Origin of the sequence: Streptomyces sp. NPDC005774 (genome assembly GCF_042871645.1) — a bacterium.
In the GTDB taxonomy this organism is placed as follows: Bacteria; Actinomycetota; Actinomycetes; order Streptomycetales; family Streptomycetaceae; genus Streptomyces; species Streptomyces pratens.
The window spans coordinates 146,824-160,084 of record NZ_JBIAIV010000007.1; the positions used below are offsets into that span (position 1 = coordinate 146,824).

A 13,261-nucleotide genomic window follows, 5' to 3' on the forward strand; every position below is an offset into this window, starting at 1 on the left:
TTCGAATGGTGTCGAGTGTGCGCGCCCGGTCAGCCGGCTACGCGTACGGCGAGCGCGTCGCCGATCTCGGAGGTGCTGCGTGCGGGCAGGCCGACGCGCTCCGCGAGGTCGACGGAGACGGCGTCCTCGATGCGGGCGGCCTCGGCCTCGTGGCCGAGGTGGCGCAGGAGGAGGGCGACGGACAGGACCGTGGCGCTGGGGTCGGCCTTGCCCTGGCCCGCGATGTCCGGGGCCGAGCCGTGCACGGGCTCGAACATGGACGGGAACGCGCCGGACGGGTTGATGTTCCCGCTGGCGGCGACGCCGATGCCGCCGGAGACGGCCGCGGCGAGGTCGGTGATGATGTCGCCGAAGAGGTTGTCGGTGACGATCACGTCGAAGCGCTCGGGCTGGGTGACGAGGTAGATCGTCGCGGCGTCGACGTGGATGTAGTCGGTGGTGACCTCGGGGTACTCCTCGGCCACCTTGTTGAAGACGTTCGTCCACAGGTGGCCGGCGAAGGTCAGCACGTTGTTCTTGTGGACCAGCGTGAGCTTCTTGCGGGGGCGGGCCTGGGCGCGGGCGAAGGCGTCGCGGACGACGCGCTCGACGCCGAACGCCGTGTTCACCGAGACCTCGGTGGCGACCTCGTGTTCGGTCCCCTTGCGGATGGTGCCGCCGTTGCCGGTGTAGGGGCCCTCGGTGCCCTCGCGGACGACGACGAAGTCGATCTCCGGCTGCCCCGCGAGCGGCGTGGCCACGCCCGGCAGGAGCTTCGACGGCCGCAGGTTCACATGGTGGTCGAAGGCGAAGCGGAGCTTCAGCAGGAAGCCCCGCTCCAGGACGCCGGAGGGGACGCTCGGATCGCCGATGGCGCCGAGCAGGATGGCGTCGTGCCGCTTCAGCGCGTCGAGGTCGGCGTCGGTGAGGGTCTCACCGGTGGCGTGGTAGCGCTGGGCACCGAAGTCGTACTCCCTGGTCTCCAGCTTCACATCCTGCGGGAGGACGGCGGAGAGCACTTTCAGGCCTTCGGCCACGACTTCCTGGCCGATGCCGTCACCGGGGATCACTGCGAGATTGATGCTGCGAGACATGCGGGCACCCTACTCCTCGTCCCATGCTCTGACATGAACCGTCCGGGATACGGACATCCGCACGGGAGGGGAGGTCTCGGTCCGGTGCGCGCGGCGCGGATCAGTGGCCGGTCGAGCCGCCGTTGTCGCGGCGGTCGAGGGCGCGCTGGAGGGCGGCGGCGGCGTTCTTGCGGTCGGACTCGCTCGCGCGGGAGGTGTGACGGACGCGGCGGCGGGCGGTGGTCTCGGCCATGGGGAATCGACTCCTTCGACAAGCCGGGAATGCGGAGGGGGGAAACGCGTCACCGGAAGGGGCGGGGAACGGGGCCGCAGGGGTTGCCTGCACGGGGCCCGGCTCGCTACCGCCGTTCGCTTGATCGAGCGAGACGTTCGGCTCCTACAAAAATAAGGGGGCCCGGCGCATCTGTCTGCACAATTACTCGGACTTCCTACTATCTGAGACGGTGAACTCGGTCCCACCGCCGCGACCTGCGAAAACGCCGGACGGGCCAGGTCGTGACGACCTGGCCCGTCCGGCGGGGCTGCGGCAGCGGTACGGGGGCCCGGTGCCGGGAGGGGTCAGCCCATGTGCGGGTACGCGTAGTCGGTCGGCGCGACCAGCGTCTCCTTGATGGCACGGGTCAGGGTCCAGCGCATCAGGTTCTGCGGGGCTCCGGCCTTGTCGTTGGTGCCGGAGGCACGGCCGCCGCCGAAGGGCTGCTGGCCGACGACGGCGCCGGTCGACTTGTCGTTGATGTAGAAGTTGCCCGCCGCGTAGCGCAGCTTCTCCATCGTGTACGCGGCCGCCGCGCGGTCGCCCGAGACGACCGAGCCGGTCAGCGCGTAGTCGGACACCGACTCCATCTGGGTCAGCATCGCGTCGTACGCGTCGGCCGCGCTGTCGTCGTACACGTGCACGGCGAGGAACGGGCCGAAGTACTCGGTGCGGAAGACCTCGTTCTCCGGGTCGGAGCACTCGACGACGGTCGGGCGGACGAAATAGCCGACCGAGTCGTCGTAGGAGCCGCCAGCGACGATCGTGCAGGACGGGTCCTCCTTGGCCCGGTCGATGGCGGCCTTGTTCTTGGCGAAGGACCGCTCGTCGATGACGGCGCCGACGAAGTTCGACAGGTCGGTGACGTCACCCATGGTGAGGTAGTCGACCTCGGCGGCGAACTCCTCCTTGAAACCGTCGTTCCAGATCGACGCCGGGATGTAGGCGCGGGAGGTGGCGGAGCACTTCTGGCCCTGGTACTCGAAGGCGCCGCGGGTCAGGGCGGTCTTCAGCACGGCACGGTCGGCGCTCGGGTGGGCGACCAGGAAGTCCTTGCCGCCGGTCTCGCCGACCAGGCGCGGGTAGGTGCGGTACTTCTCGATGTTGTTGCCGACCGTCTTCCACAGGTGCTGGAAGGTCTTGGTGGAGCCGGTGAAGTGGATGCCCGCGAGATCGCGGTGCTCCAGGGCGACCTTGGAGACCTCGATGCCGTCGCCGGTGACGAGGTTGATGACGCCCTTGGGCAGGCCGGCCTCCTCCAGGAGCCGCATCAGCAGCACGGCGGCGTGGGTCTGGGTCGGGGACGGCTTCCAGAGGACCACGTTGCCCATCAGGGCCGGCGCGGTGGGCAGGTTGGCCGCGATCGCGCTGAAGTTGAAGGGCGTGATCGCGTAGACGAAGCCCTCCAGCGGGCGGTGGTCCATGCGGTTCCACACGCCCGGCGAGTTGGCCGGGGGCTGCTCGGCCAGGATGCCGCGCGCGTAGTGGACGTTGAACCGCCAGAAGTCGATCAGCTCGCAGGGGCTGTCGATCTCGGCCTGCTGCACGGTCTTGGACTGGCCCAGCATGGTGGAGGCGGCGATGGTCTCGCGCCAGGGGCCCGACAGCAGTTCGGCGGCGCGCAGGATGATCGCCGCGCGGTCGTCGAAGGACATCGCGCGCCAGGCCGGGGCGGCGGCCAGGGCTGCGTCGATCGCGTCCTGGGCGTCCTGCTGGGTGGCGTTGGCGTAGGTGCCCAGGCGCGCCTTGTGGTTGTGCGGCTGTACGACGTCGAACCGCTCGCCGCCGCCCATCCGCTTCTCGCCGCCGATGGTGCAGGGCAGGTCGACCGGGTTGTCGGCCAGTTCCTTGAGCTTGGCCTCCAGCCGGGCGCGTTCGGGCGAGCCGGGGGCGTAGCCGTACACCGGCTCGTTGACGGGCGTGGGGACCTGGGTCACAGCGTCCATTGTTTCCGTACTCCTTGACTTGAGCGGTGGGTGCTTGAGCGGTGGTGCTCGGGCTCAGCCCTTGCTGACCATCGAGCGCAGGAAGAAGCGCAGGTTCGCCGGCTTCTCCGCCAGACGGCGCATGAAGTAGCCGTACCAGTCGGTGCCGTAGGCCGTGTAGACGCGCATGCGGTGGCCTTCGGCGGCCAGCCGCAGGTGCTCGTCGCCGCGGATGCCGTAGAGCATCTGGAACTCGTACTCGTCGAGCTTGCGCCCGGCGGTGCGGGCCAGTTCCTGGGTGATGGAGATCAGACGCGGGTCGTGGGACCCGATCATCGGGTACCCCTCGCCCTCCATCAGCGTCCGCAGGACGCGCACGTACGCCTTGTCGATCTCGTGCTTGTGCTGGTGGGCGACCTCTACGGGCTCCTTGTAGGCGCCCTTCACCAACCGTACGCGACTGCCGTTCGCGGCGAGGCGGCGCGCGTCCTCCTCCGTGCGGAAGAGGTAGGCCTGGATGACGCAGCCGGTCTGGGGGAAGTCCTTCCGCAGCTCGTCGTGGATGGCGAACATCGAGTCGAGGGTGGTGTGGTCCTCGGCGTCGAGGGTGACCGTGGTGCCGATCGCGGCGGCGGCCTCGACGACCGGGCGGACGTTGGCGAGCGCCAGGTCGTGTCCGCCGGGAAGCGCCTGGCCGAACATCGACAGCTTCACCGACATCTCGGCGCGGGTGCCGAGTTCCAGCGGGCCGAGCCGGCCGATCAGTTCCAGGTAGGCGTCGCGCGCGGTGGTGGCCTGCTCGGGGGTGGTGATGTCCTCGCCGACGACGTCCATCGTCAGCTCCAGGCCGTTGCCGGTGAGCTCGTCGATGACGGGCAGGATCTCGTCCACGGTCTCACCGGGGATGAAACGGTCGACGACCTGCTTGGTCACCGGGGCCGCCGAGACGAGGCGACGCATCCGGTCGCTGCGTGAGGCGGCGAGAATCACGGGACCCAGCACGGGGACCTCCACAAGCTGCTGAATGACCGCGACCCGACGCTTCGGGTACGGCACGGGGAACCACCGTGAAACCTAAGGATTCATCCGATCGTGGGCCATCGACAGCTGTCACGCATCAGTGCCACCGATCTCAGACAGATGTATGAAGGCTTCGCGGTTCTGCGGGACAATGCGGGGGTGACGTCGGAACACAGGTCGGAACACAGGGATGACTACCAGGAGCTGGTGGACGAGATCTCGGAGCTGCTCGGCGCTCCGGCGACCCTGGAGAACCGTGACTTCGAGCTGCTCGCGTTCGGCGCGTACGACAGCGAGGGCGAGCTCGATCCGTCCGTCCTCGACCCGGTGCGCACCCGCTCGATCCTCACCCGCCGCTCGACGGCCGCCGTCCGGTCCTGGTTCGAGGGGTTCGGCATCACCCGCGCGACGGGCCCGGTCCGCATCCCGCGCACCCCCCAGGCGGGCGTTCACCGGGGCCGTGTCTGTCTGCCGGTACGTCATCGGGGCGTCGTCCTCGGCTACGTCTGGCTGCTCGACTACGACCCGGGCCCCTCCGAGGAGCAGTTGGGCGCGGCGATGGGTGTGACCGCCCGGATCGGGGCGCTGCTCGCCGACGAGGCGCAGCACGGCGCCGATCTGACCCGTGAGCTGAGGGCGGTGCTGGGCGCGGAGCGCGACGGGCAGCGGGAGTCGGCGGTCGCCGAGTTCCGCACCGCCCTCGGCAGTCGCGCCGACGGGCCGTACACGCTGGTGTGCGTGGCCCCGTGGCCCTCCGCCGACCCCGGGGACGCCCCGTCGGTGCGTACGGTGCCGGGCGCCACGGCCCTGTGCACCCTGCCGTGGGGGGCCTCGGGCGTGTCGCTGGCCCTGCTGCTGCGGCTGCGCGCCTCGGACGTCCTGACCCCGGCGACGACGGCCGCCGGCCGGCTCCTGGAGCGGGCCCGCGCGAGCGGCGCCGGGCACCGGCCCGCCGCCACCGGCACGGCCACCGCGACTTCCCCGGCCGCCGCCGGGATCGCCACGCCCCGCTTTGGGCTCGCCGGACTGGGCGCCGCCTGGGACGAGGCCTCGGCGGCGGCCCGCGCGGCCCTGGCCGAGCCCCGCCTGGGCCCGGTCGCCCGCTGGTCGTCGATCGGTCCCTACCGGCTCCTGACCGCGCTGCCCCGCCAGGCCGCCCCCGACCCCGCCGTCGGACCACTGCTCCTCCCGGCGCACCGGGAACTCGCCCGTACCGCCGAGACCTACCTCGACCACGCGGGCCAGGCCGGCCGTACGTCAGCCGAGCTGGGCATCCACCGCCAGACCCTGTACTACCGCCTGTCCCGGATCGAGCAGATCACGGGCCTGGACCTGGACGACGGCGAGGCCCGGCTGCTGCTGCACATGGCCCTGAAGGCACACCGGCTGTGAGGGACGCCCCCTGTCGGGGGCGCGCGCCGTGCGGCACCCGGGTTCGTACAGGCGTGCCCCGCTCCCCGCTGGGGACCCTTCACTGACACGAACGGGGCCGCGCCGCACGGCGGGCGACCACGATGAGGGAAGCCGTCCGGCCGAGCTCAGGGAGCGCATATGGACACGTACGACATCGTCATCCTCGGTGCCGGGGCGGGGGCGAAGCTGATCTGGGGCTCGGTGGGCGGCCGGTCCGTCGCCGTGGTCGAGGAGGCCCGGGTGGGCGGGGACTGTCCGTTCGTCGCCTGCGTCCCGAGCAAGGCGATGCCGCGTTCGGCCGATGTGTGGCGGACGACGGAGAATCCGGACTGGGCCGGTCTGCTCCCCGACCGGGTGCCGCCATCGGTCGCCTACCGGGAGTCGGTGCGCCGTCGCGACCGGATCGTGCACGGCCGCGACGACTCCGGGAGCGCGGCGGCACTCGCCGCGACCGGGGCGACCCTGCTGCGCGGCCGTGGCCGCCTGCGCGGGCCCGGCGTGCTCGAGGTCGCCGGTGACTCCGGCACGACCGCGATCGGATTCCGCGACCTCGTGCTCAACACCGGTTCGGAGCCGGTCCGGCCGCCGATTCCGGGGCTCGACGCGATTCCGGTCTGGACGAGTGACCAGGCCCTGAGCACCTCGGAGCGGCCGGGGTCGATCGCCGTGATCGGCGGTGGGCCGGTGGGCTGCGAACTCGCCTTCCTGTTCGCGGCGTTCGGCAGCCGTGTGGAGCTCGTGCAGCGCAACCCGCGCCTCGTGCCGCGCGAGGAACCCTAGGCGGGTTCCGCCCTCGCCGACACGCTGGCCGGTCAAGGAGTGGCCCTCCGTCTCGGACGCCAGGTCGTCCGCGCGGAGCCGCAGGGCTCCGGGGGGCGTCTGACCCTCGACGACGGGCAGCACCTCGACGCCGACGTGGTCGTCCTCGCCACCGGACGCCGGCCGCGGTCGGCGGATCTCGGCCTCGACGGACTCGGTGTCGCGCTCGGACCGGGCGGCGCGGTACCGGTCGATTCCCGCTGCCGGGTCGTCGGCGCCGAGAACCTGTGGGCCGTCGGCGACGTCACCGGCCTCGCGCCGTTCACCCACACCGCCCACTACCAGGGCCGCGTCGTCGCCGCGAACCTGACCGGCAGGGACACCGGGGCCGACTACCGCGCGGTGCCCCGCGCCGTCTACGTCTCCCCGACGCTGGCCTCGGTAGGTCACACCGTGGCGTCCGCGCGGGCCGACGGCCTCGAGCCGGTCGTCGCCCGCGGCTCGATCGACCAGACCGTCCGCGCGGCGACCGAGGGGTCCGACGAGGGCTGGCTCATGCTCCTCGCCGATGCCGGTTCGGGCACGCTGATCGGCGCGACCGCCCTCGGCGGACACGCCGAGGAATGGATCTCCGAGGTCTCCCTCGCCGTCCGGGCCCGGATTCCCGTGCAGGTCGCCGCGGACGTCGTGCACCCCTTCCCCACCTTCAGCGAGGTGCTGGAGAACCCGTTGTGGGAGCTCGCCGCGAAACTCACCGGCTGAGCGCACCGGACAGGGGCCCGGGAGTCACCGGCCGACGGCCTCGATCACCTGGCGCAGTCCCTCGGTGAGCCGGTCGGCGGCGGGTGCGTGCTGCCGGTCGAACGACCACTGGACCATCAAGCCCATCAGCAGCGTGAGGGAGAAACCGCCGGGTGTGTCCACGGTCTCCTCCGGGACGTCCGGTCCCCGTGCGCGAGGAGGGCCCGCCAAGGAGGCGGCGGCCGTCCGAGCCCGACGCGAAAGGCGCCGGGTGACCGGGAGGACTTCCCGGTCACCCGGCGCCTTTCGGAGCGAACGGGGTCCCGGGAGCGGGGCTCCCGGGGACGGTGGTCTCAGACCAGTTCCACCGAGCGGGCCGACGTGGCGCCGATCTCCGCCGCGAGCTCGGCCAGCACCGCGGGGGGCACCGTGTCGTCGACCGTCAGGACGGCGAGGGCCTCGCCGCCGGCCGCGGCACGCGCGACCTGCATGCCGGCGATGTTGATGCCGGCCTCGCCGAAGATCCGGCCCACGGTGCCGACGACACCCGGACGGTCCTCGTAGCGCAGTACGGCCATGTGGTCCGCGAGCGCGAGGTCCACGTCGTAGTCGCCGACCGCGACGATCTTCTGGACGTTCTTGTGACCGGCCAGCGTGCCGGAGACCGCGATCTCCTCGCCGTCGGCCAGGGTGCCGCGCACCGTGACGACGTTGCGGTGGTCGGCGGACTCGGAGCTGGTGGTCAGCCGGACCTCGACACCCCGCTCCTGCGCGAACAGCGGCGCGTTCACGTAGGACACCGTCTCGTCGACGACGTCCTCGAAGACGCCCTTGAGCGCGGAGAGCTCCAGCACCTTCACGTCGTGCTGGGTGATCTCGCCGTACACCTCGACGTCGAGACGGACCGCGACCTCGCCGGCCAGCGCGGTGAAGATCCGGCCGAGGCGCTCGGCGAGCGGCAGGCCCGGCTTGACGTCCTCGGCGATGACCCCGCCCTGCACGTTCACCGCGTCCGGGACCAGCTCGCCGGCGAGCGCGAGGCGCACCGAGCGGGCGACGGCGATACCGGCCTTCTCCTGCGCCTCGTCGGTGGACGCGCCGAGGTGCGGGGTGCAGACGACCTGGTCGAACTCGAAGAGCGGGGAGTCCGTGCAGGGCTCCTTGGCGTACACGTCGAGGCCGGCGCCGGCGACGCGGCCCTCCTTGAGCGCCGCGTACAGCGCCTCCTCGTCGACGATGCCGCCGCGCGCGGCGTTGATGACGCGCACGCTCGGCTTGACCTTGCGCAGCGCCTCGTCACCGATCAGGCCGAGCGTCTCGGGGGTCTTGGGCAGGTGGACGGTGATGAAGTCGGAGACCTCGAGCAGCTCGTCCAGCGACAGCACCTTGACGCCCATCTGTGCGGCCCGCGCGGGCTGCACGTAGGGGTCGTAAGCGACGATCTTCATCCCGAAGGCGGACATGCGCTGCGCGACGAGGGCGCCGATCCGCCCCAGACCCACGACTCCGAGGGTCTTCTCGGCGAGTTCCACGCCCGTGTACTTGCTGCGCTTCCACTCGTGGTTCTTCAACGCGGCGTTGGCCTGCGGAATGTTGCGCGCGGTGGCGATGATCAGCCCGCACGCGAGTTCCGCGGCGGTCACGATGTTCGAGGTGGGCGCGTTGACCACCATCACGCCGGCCTTGGTGGCGGCGGAGACGTCGACGTTGTCCAGGCCGACGCCGGCCCGCGCGACGACCTTGAGCTTCTTCGCGGTGGCGATGGCCTCGGCATCGACCTTGGTGGCCGAGCGGACCAGGATCGCGTCCACGTCGGCGAGGGCGGGCAGCAGATCCGCCCGGTCCGCGCCGTTGCAGTGGCGGATCTCGAAGTCCGGGCCGAGCGCGTCCACGGTCGCGGGCGACAGCTCTTCGGCGATGAGTACGACAGGTTTCGAGCTCACGTGAGTCCTCACATGTCCAATGCGGCGGCCGTCCCGACGGCCGCATGCGGTGGAGGGGAGCGGCGCCGGGGTGTGCCTGCAATTCCTCGGTGTCGCTTAGCCGCGTGGAAGACGCACGACGCTGTGGGCCTGACGCGTATGGTGCAGCAGTCTAGTGGCGCCGGGGTGTCGTCCTGCGTCACTGCGGAAGGATCATCCGGAAGTGGCCTCACCGGCCTGCCGACGAAAGATCCAGCCCCTGTGGCGATGGTGGAGCGGCGGTGGAGCGGGGTCGGGCACGGGCCCCGGCGGGGCCCCTCCGACAAGGCTCCGCGACGGTGCCGGCCTCAGCGCGCGGCACCGCCTCGGAGCGCTCGGCTCACGCCTCTTCGTCGACCCAGCTCATGAGCTTGCGCAGCTCCTTGCCGGTGGTCTCCAGCAGGTGCTCGCTGTCCTGCTTCTTGTACTCGTTGTACTTCTTCAGACCGCCGTGGTATTCGTCCATCCACTGCTGGGCGAAGGTGCCGTCCTGGATCTCGGCGAGGATCTTCTTCATTTCGGCCTTGGTGGCGTCGGTGATGATCCGCGGGCCGGTGACGTAGTCGCCCCACTCGGCGGTCTCGGAGATCGACCAGCGCATCTTCTCCAGGCCGCCCTCGTACATGAGGTCGACGATCAGCTTCAGCTCGTGCAGGCACTCGAAGTAGGCGATCTCCGGCTGGTAGCCCGCCTCGGTCAGCGTCTCGAAGCCCGCCTTGACCAGCGCCGCGGTGCCACCGCAGAGGACGGCCTGCTCACCGAACAGGTCGGTCTCGGTCTCCTCGGTGAAGGTCGTCTTGATGACGCCCGCGCGGGTGCCGCCGATGCCCTTGGAGTACGACAGGGCGAGCGCGAAGGCGTTGCCGGAGGCGTCCTGCTCGACGGCGGCGATACAGGGAACGCCGCGGCCCTCCTCGTACTGACGGCGCACCAGGTGGCCCGGGCCCTTCGGGGCGACCATGCAGACGTCGACGCCGGCCGGGGGCTTGATGAAGCCGTAGCGGATGTTCAGGCCGTGACCGAAGAACAGGGCGTCGCCGTCCTTCAGGTTGCCCTTGATGTGCTCCTCGTAGACCTGGGCCTGGATCGGGTCCGGAACCAGGATCATGATGACGTCGGCCTCGGCGGCGGCCTCGGACGGGTTCACCACGCGCAGGCCCTGCTCCTCGGCCTTGGCCTTGGACTTCGAGCCCTCGTGCAGACCGACGCGCACGTCGACGCCGGAGTCGCGCAGCGACAGGGCGTGGGCGTGGCCCTGGCTGCCGTAACCGATGACCGCGACCTTGCGGCCCTGGATGATGGACAGGTCGGCGTCGGCGTCGTAGAACAGCTCGGCCACTTTGGGTTCTCTCCTTGTGTGCAGGTGTCGCGTCCCACCGTATGACGGTGAGGGGAGGGGAAGTTTCGGAGTCTCGGAATACGGGCGGCCGGTGTGTCGCGGCCGCCCGTTTCCTGTCTTACGCCGACCGGTCGAGCGCACGCAGCGATCGGTCGGTGATCGAACGGGCACCACGTCCGATCGCGATCGTGCCGGACTGGACCAGTTCCTTGATGCCGAACGGTTCCAGCATCTTCAGCATGGCGGACAGCTTGTCGTTGCTGCCGGTGGCCTCGATGGTCACGGCCTCCGGGGAGACGTCCACGGTCTTGGCGCGGAACAGCTGGACGATCTCGACGATCTGGGAACGCGTCTCATTGTCGGCCCGCACCTTCACCAGAACGAGTTCGCGCTGGACGGCGTGCCCGGGTTCGAGCTCGACGATCTTCAGCACGTTGACGAGCTTGTTGAGCTGCTTGGTCACCTGCTCCAGCGGGAACTCCTCGACGCTCACCACGATGGTGATGCGGGAGATGTCGGGGTGCTCGGTGACGCCCACGGCGAGCGAGTCGATGTTGAAGCCGCGGCGGGAGAACAGCGCGGCGATCCGGGCCAGGATGCCGGGTGTGTTCTCCACCAGGACGGAGAGCGTGTGCTTGGACATGTCGTGTTTCCTCTTCGCTCTTCCTGGCTCAGTCGTCTTCGTTGTCGCCGAAGTCGGGGCGGACGTCGCGGGCGGCCATGACCTCGTCGTTGGAGGTGCCGGCGGCGACCATCGGCCACACCATGGCGTCCTGGTGGACGACGAAGTCCACGACGACCGGGCGGTCGTTGACCGAGTTCGCCTCCTCGATGACCTTGTCGAGGTCGGCCGGGTCCTCGCAGCGGATCGCGTAGCAGCCCATGGCCTCCGACAGCTTGACGAAGTCGGGGACGCGGGTGCCGACGCTCCTCTGCGCGCCGGGGCCCACCGCCGAACCGCCGTTCAGGTCGGTGGGGGCGCCGCCCGCCTCGATGGGGCCGGAGTGCAGCACGGTGTTGGAGTAGCGCTGGTTGTAGAACAGGGTCTGCCACTGGCGGACCATGCCGAGGGCGCCGTTGTTGATGATGGCGACCTTGATCGGGATGTTGTTCAGGGCGCAGGTGGTGAGTTCCTGGTTGGTCATCTGGAAGCAGCCGTCGCCGTCGATCGCCCAGACGGTCCGGCCGGGCTGTCCGGCCTTGGCGCCCATGGCCGCCGGGACGGCGTAGCCCATGGTTCCGGCGCCGCCGGAGTTCAGCCAGGTGGCGGGCTTCTCGTACTGGACGAAGTGCGCGGCCCACATCTGGTGCTGGCCGACACCGGCGGCGAAGATCGTGTCCTCGGGCGCCAGCTGTCCGATGCGTTCGATGACCTGCTGCGGGGAGAGCGAGCCGTCCTCGGGCTGGTCGTAGCCCAGGGGGTAGGTGTCGCGCCAGCGGCTCAGGTCCTTCCACCAGGCGGTGTAGTCGCCCCGGTGGCCCTCGGCGTGCTCCTTCTGGACGGCCTGGACGAGGTCGGCGAGGACCTCGCGGGCGTCGCCGACGATCGGCACGTCGGCGGCCCGGTTCTTGCCGATCTCGGCCGGGTCGATGTCGGCGTGGACGATCTTCGCGTAGGGGGCGAAGCTGTCCAGCTTGCCGGTGACGCGGTCGTCGAAACGGGCTCCGAGGGCGACGATCAGGTCGGCCTTCTGCAGCGCGGTGACGGCGGTGACCGCACCGTGCATGCCCGGCATTCCCACGTGCAGCGGGTGGCTGTCGGGGAATGCGCCGAGTCCCATCAGGGTGGTGGTGACGGGAGCCTCGGTGAGTTCTGCCAGGACCCTCAGCTCCGCGGTGGCGCGGGCCTTGATGACGCCGCCGCCGACGTAGAGGACCGGCCGCTTCGCGGAGGTGATGAGTTTGGCGGCCTCGCGGATCTGCTTGGCGTGCGGCTTGGTGACAGGCCGGTAGCCGGGCAGGTCCATGGTGGGCGGCCAGGAGAAGGTGGTCCTCGCCTGGAGGGCGTCCTTGGCGATGTCCACGAGCACCGGGCCGGGGCGGCCGGTGGCGGCGATGTGGAAGGCCTGCGCGATCACCCGCGGGATGTCCTCGGCCTTGGTGACCAGGAAGTTGTGCTTGGTGATCGGCATGGTGATGCCGACGATGTCCGCCTCCTGGAAGGCGTCCGTACCGATCGCCTTGGAGGCGACCTGCCCGGTGATCGCGACCATCGGCACGGAGTCCATGTGCGCGTCGGCGATCGGGGTGACCAGGTTGGTGGCGCCGGGTCCCGAGGTCGCCATGCAGACGCCGACCTTGCCGGTGGCCTGCGCGTACCCGGTGGCCGCGTGGCCCGCGCCCTGCTCGTGCCGGACCAGGACGTGACGCACCCGGGTGGAGTCCATCAGCGGGTCGTAGGCGGGAAGGATCGCACCGCCGGGAATGCCGAATACCGTGTCGGCGCCGACCTCCTCGAGCGAGCGGATGAGGGACTGCGCGCCCGTGACGCTCTCGGGGGCGGACTGCTGTCCTCCGGATCGGGGCCGCGGATGCGGGTGGGCCCCGGTGGCCTGCTCGGTCATCGGCTTCTCTTCTCGATGCTGAGGGTTTTTGCGAGGTTCGCGCGGTGTGCGTGGACGGTGCGACAGGTGTGAGTGCAACAAAAAACCCCTCGTGCCATGAGGCAAGCGAGGGGAGCGCGTCGGGCGGGGGCGGTGAGCAGACAATGCTCAACGTCAGCCGACGCGCTGTCCAAGTACGAGAATTCGGGTGCGCATGGCATTGACCCTCCCCCC

The 13,261-nt window shown here is 70.5% G+C and carries 11 protein-coding genes and 1 pseudogene; 3 read left to right on the forward strand and 9 right to left on the reverse strand.

The genetic code is table 11. The features are described 5' to 3' along the window. Nucleotides 1-29 precede the first annotated feature (29 nt). The 4 genes from ACFYQA_RS09475 to ACFYQA_RS09490 all read right to left on the reverse strand — a co-directional run bounded on the left by ACFYQA_RS09475 (nucleotide 30) and on the right by ACFYQA_RS09490 (nucleotide 4,253). Complete coding sequence (locus tag ACFYQA_RS09475; RefSeq protein WP_386394697.1) at nucleotides 30-1,073, reverse strand: 3-isopropylmalate dehydrogenase; 1,044 nt, start codon at nucleotides 1,071-1,073, stop codon at nucleotides 30-32. Between the two features lie 100 nt (nucleotides 1,074-1,173). After that, nucleotides 1,174-1,305, reverse strand: a complete 132-nt coding sequence (locus ACFYQA_RS09480; protein ID WP_388913908.1) for a hypothetical protein — start codon at nucleotides 1,303-1,305, stop codon at nucleotides 1,174-1,176. A 326-nt stretch (nucleotides 1,306-1,631) separates the two neighbouring features. Beyond that, on the reverse strand, nucleotides 1,632-3,272 hold the full coding sequence (pruA, locus tag ACFYQA_RS09485) for an L-glutamate gamma-semialdehyde dehydrogenase (protein ID WP_386394695.1): 1,641 nt from the start codon (nucleotides 3,270-3,272) through the stop codon (nucleotides 1,632-1,634). Between the two features lie 54 nt (nucleotides 3,273-3,326). Continuing rightward, the gene (locus ACFYQA_RS09490; RefSeq protein WP_388913912.1) at nucleotides 3,327-4,253 is read right to left on the reverse strand and encodes a proline dehydrogenase family protein; all 927 of its coding nucleotides are present in this window, start codon (nucleotides 4,251-4,253) and stop codon (nucleotides 3,327-3,329) included. 138 nt (nucleotides 4,254-4,391) lie between these two features. On the opposite strand from ACFYQA_RS09490, the gene ACFYQA_RS09495 reads away from it, so the two are divergent. The 3 genes and pseudogenes from ACFYQA_RS09495 (at nucleotide 4,392) to ACFYQA_RS09505 (ending at nucleotide 7,205) form a co-directional block, all read left to right on the forward strand. Then, a complete protein-coding gene (locus ACFYQA_RS09495; protein ID WP_388914092.1) occupies nucleotides 4,392-5,663 on the forward strand; it encodes a PucR family transcriptional regulator in 1,272 nt (423 codons plus the stop codon). Nucleotides 5,664-5,822: 159 nt separating this feature from the next. Beyond that, nucleotides 5,823-6,779 (forward strand): annotated as a pseudogene (locus tag ACFYQA_RS09500) (FAD-dependent oxidoreductase); the annotation flags it as partial. A 66-nt stretch (nucleotides 6,780-6,845) separates the two neighbouring features. After that, entirely contained in the window at nucleotides 6,846-7,205 is a 360-nt protein-coding gene (locus ACFYQA_RS09505) for a hypothetical protein (RefSeq protein ID WP_388914095.1), read from the forward strand. 24 nt (nucleotides 7,206-7,229) lie between these two features. Here ACFYQA_RS09505 and ACFYQA_RS09510 read toward each other — a convergent pair whose 3' ends face one another. From ACFYQA_RS09510 to ACFYQA_RS09530, 5 genes are all read right to left on the reverse strand, one after another. Then, entirely contained in the window at nucleotides 7,230-7,367 is a 138-nt protein-coding gene (locus ACFYQA_RS09510) for a hypothetical protein (protein ID WP_388913914.1), read from the reverse strand. 170 nt (nucleotides 7,368-7,537) lie between these two features. Then, nucleotides 7,538-9,127: a phosphoglycerate dehydrogenase gene (serA, locus tag ACFYQA_RS09515; RefSeq protein ID WP_388913917.1), complete on the reverse strand. Its 1,590-nt coding sequence runs from the start codon at nucleotides 9,125-9,127 to the stop codon at nucleotides 7,538-7,540. A 358-nt stretch (nucleotides 9,128-9,485) separates the two neighbouring features. Then, complete coding sequence (ilvC, locus tag ACFYQA_RS09520; RefSeq protein ID WP_326754894.1) at nucleotides 9,486-10,484, reverse strand: ketol-acid reductoisomerase; 999 nt, start codon at nucleotides 10,482-10,484, stop codon at nucleotides 9,486-9,488. Nucleotides 10,485-10,602: 118 nt separating this feature from the next. Beyond that, a complete protein-coding gene (ilvN, locus tag ACFYQA_RS09525; protein WP_386394687.1) occupies nucleotides 10,603-11,127 on the reverse strand; it encodes an acetolactate synthase small subunit in 525 nt (174 codons plus the stop codon). Between the two features lie 28 nt (nucleotides 11,128-11,155). Next, nucleotides 11,156-13,048: an acetolactate synthase large subunit gene (locus tag ACFYQA_RS09530; protein ID WP_388913922.1), complete on the reverse strand. Its 1,893-nt coding sequence runs from the start codon at nucleotides 13,046-13,048 to the stop codon at nucleotides 11,156-11,158. Nucleotides 13,049-13,261: the final 213 nt, after the last annotated feature.

What these genes read in the sequence shown, in the direction of transcription:
- ACFYQA_RS09475 (WP_386394697.1), bottom strand. Translation starts at nt 1,073, where the DNA reads ATGTCTCGCAGCATCAATCTCGCAGTGATCCCCGGTGACGGCATCGGC.
- ACFYQA_RS09530 (WP_388913922.1), bottom strand. Translation starts at nt 13,048, where the DNA reads ATGACCGAGCAGGCCACCGGGGCCCACCCGCATCCGCGGCCCCGATCC.
- ACFYQA_RS09495 (WP_388914092.1), top strand. Translation starts at nt 4,392, where the DNA reads ATGTATGAAGGCTTCGCGGTTCTGCGGGACAATGCGGGGGTGACGTCG.
- ilvN (WP_386394687.1), bottom strand. Translation starts at nt 11,127, where the DNA reads ATGTCCAAGCACACGCTCTCCGTCCTGGTGGAGAACACACCCGGCATC.
- pruA (WP_386394695.1), bottom strand. Translation starts at nt 3,272, where the DNA reads ATGGACGCTGTGACCCAGGTCCCCACGCCCGTCAACGAGCCGGTGTAC.
- ACFYQA_RS09480 (WP_388913908.1), bottom strand. Translation starts at nt 1,305, where the DNA reads ATGGCCGAGACCACCGCCCGCCGCCGCGTCCGTCACACCTCCCGCGCG.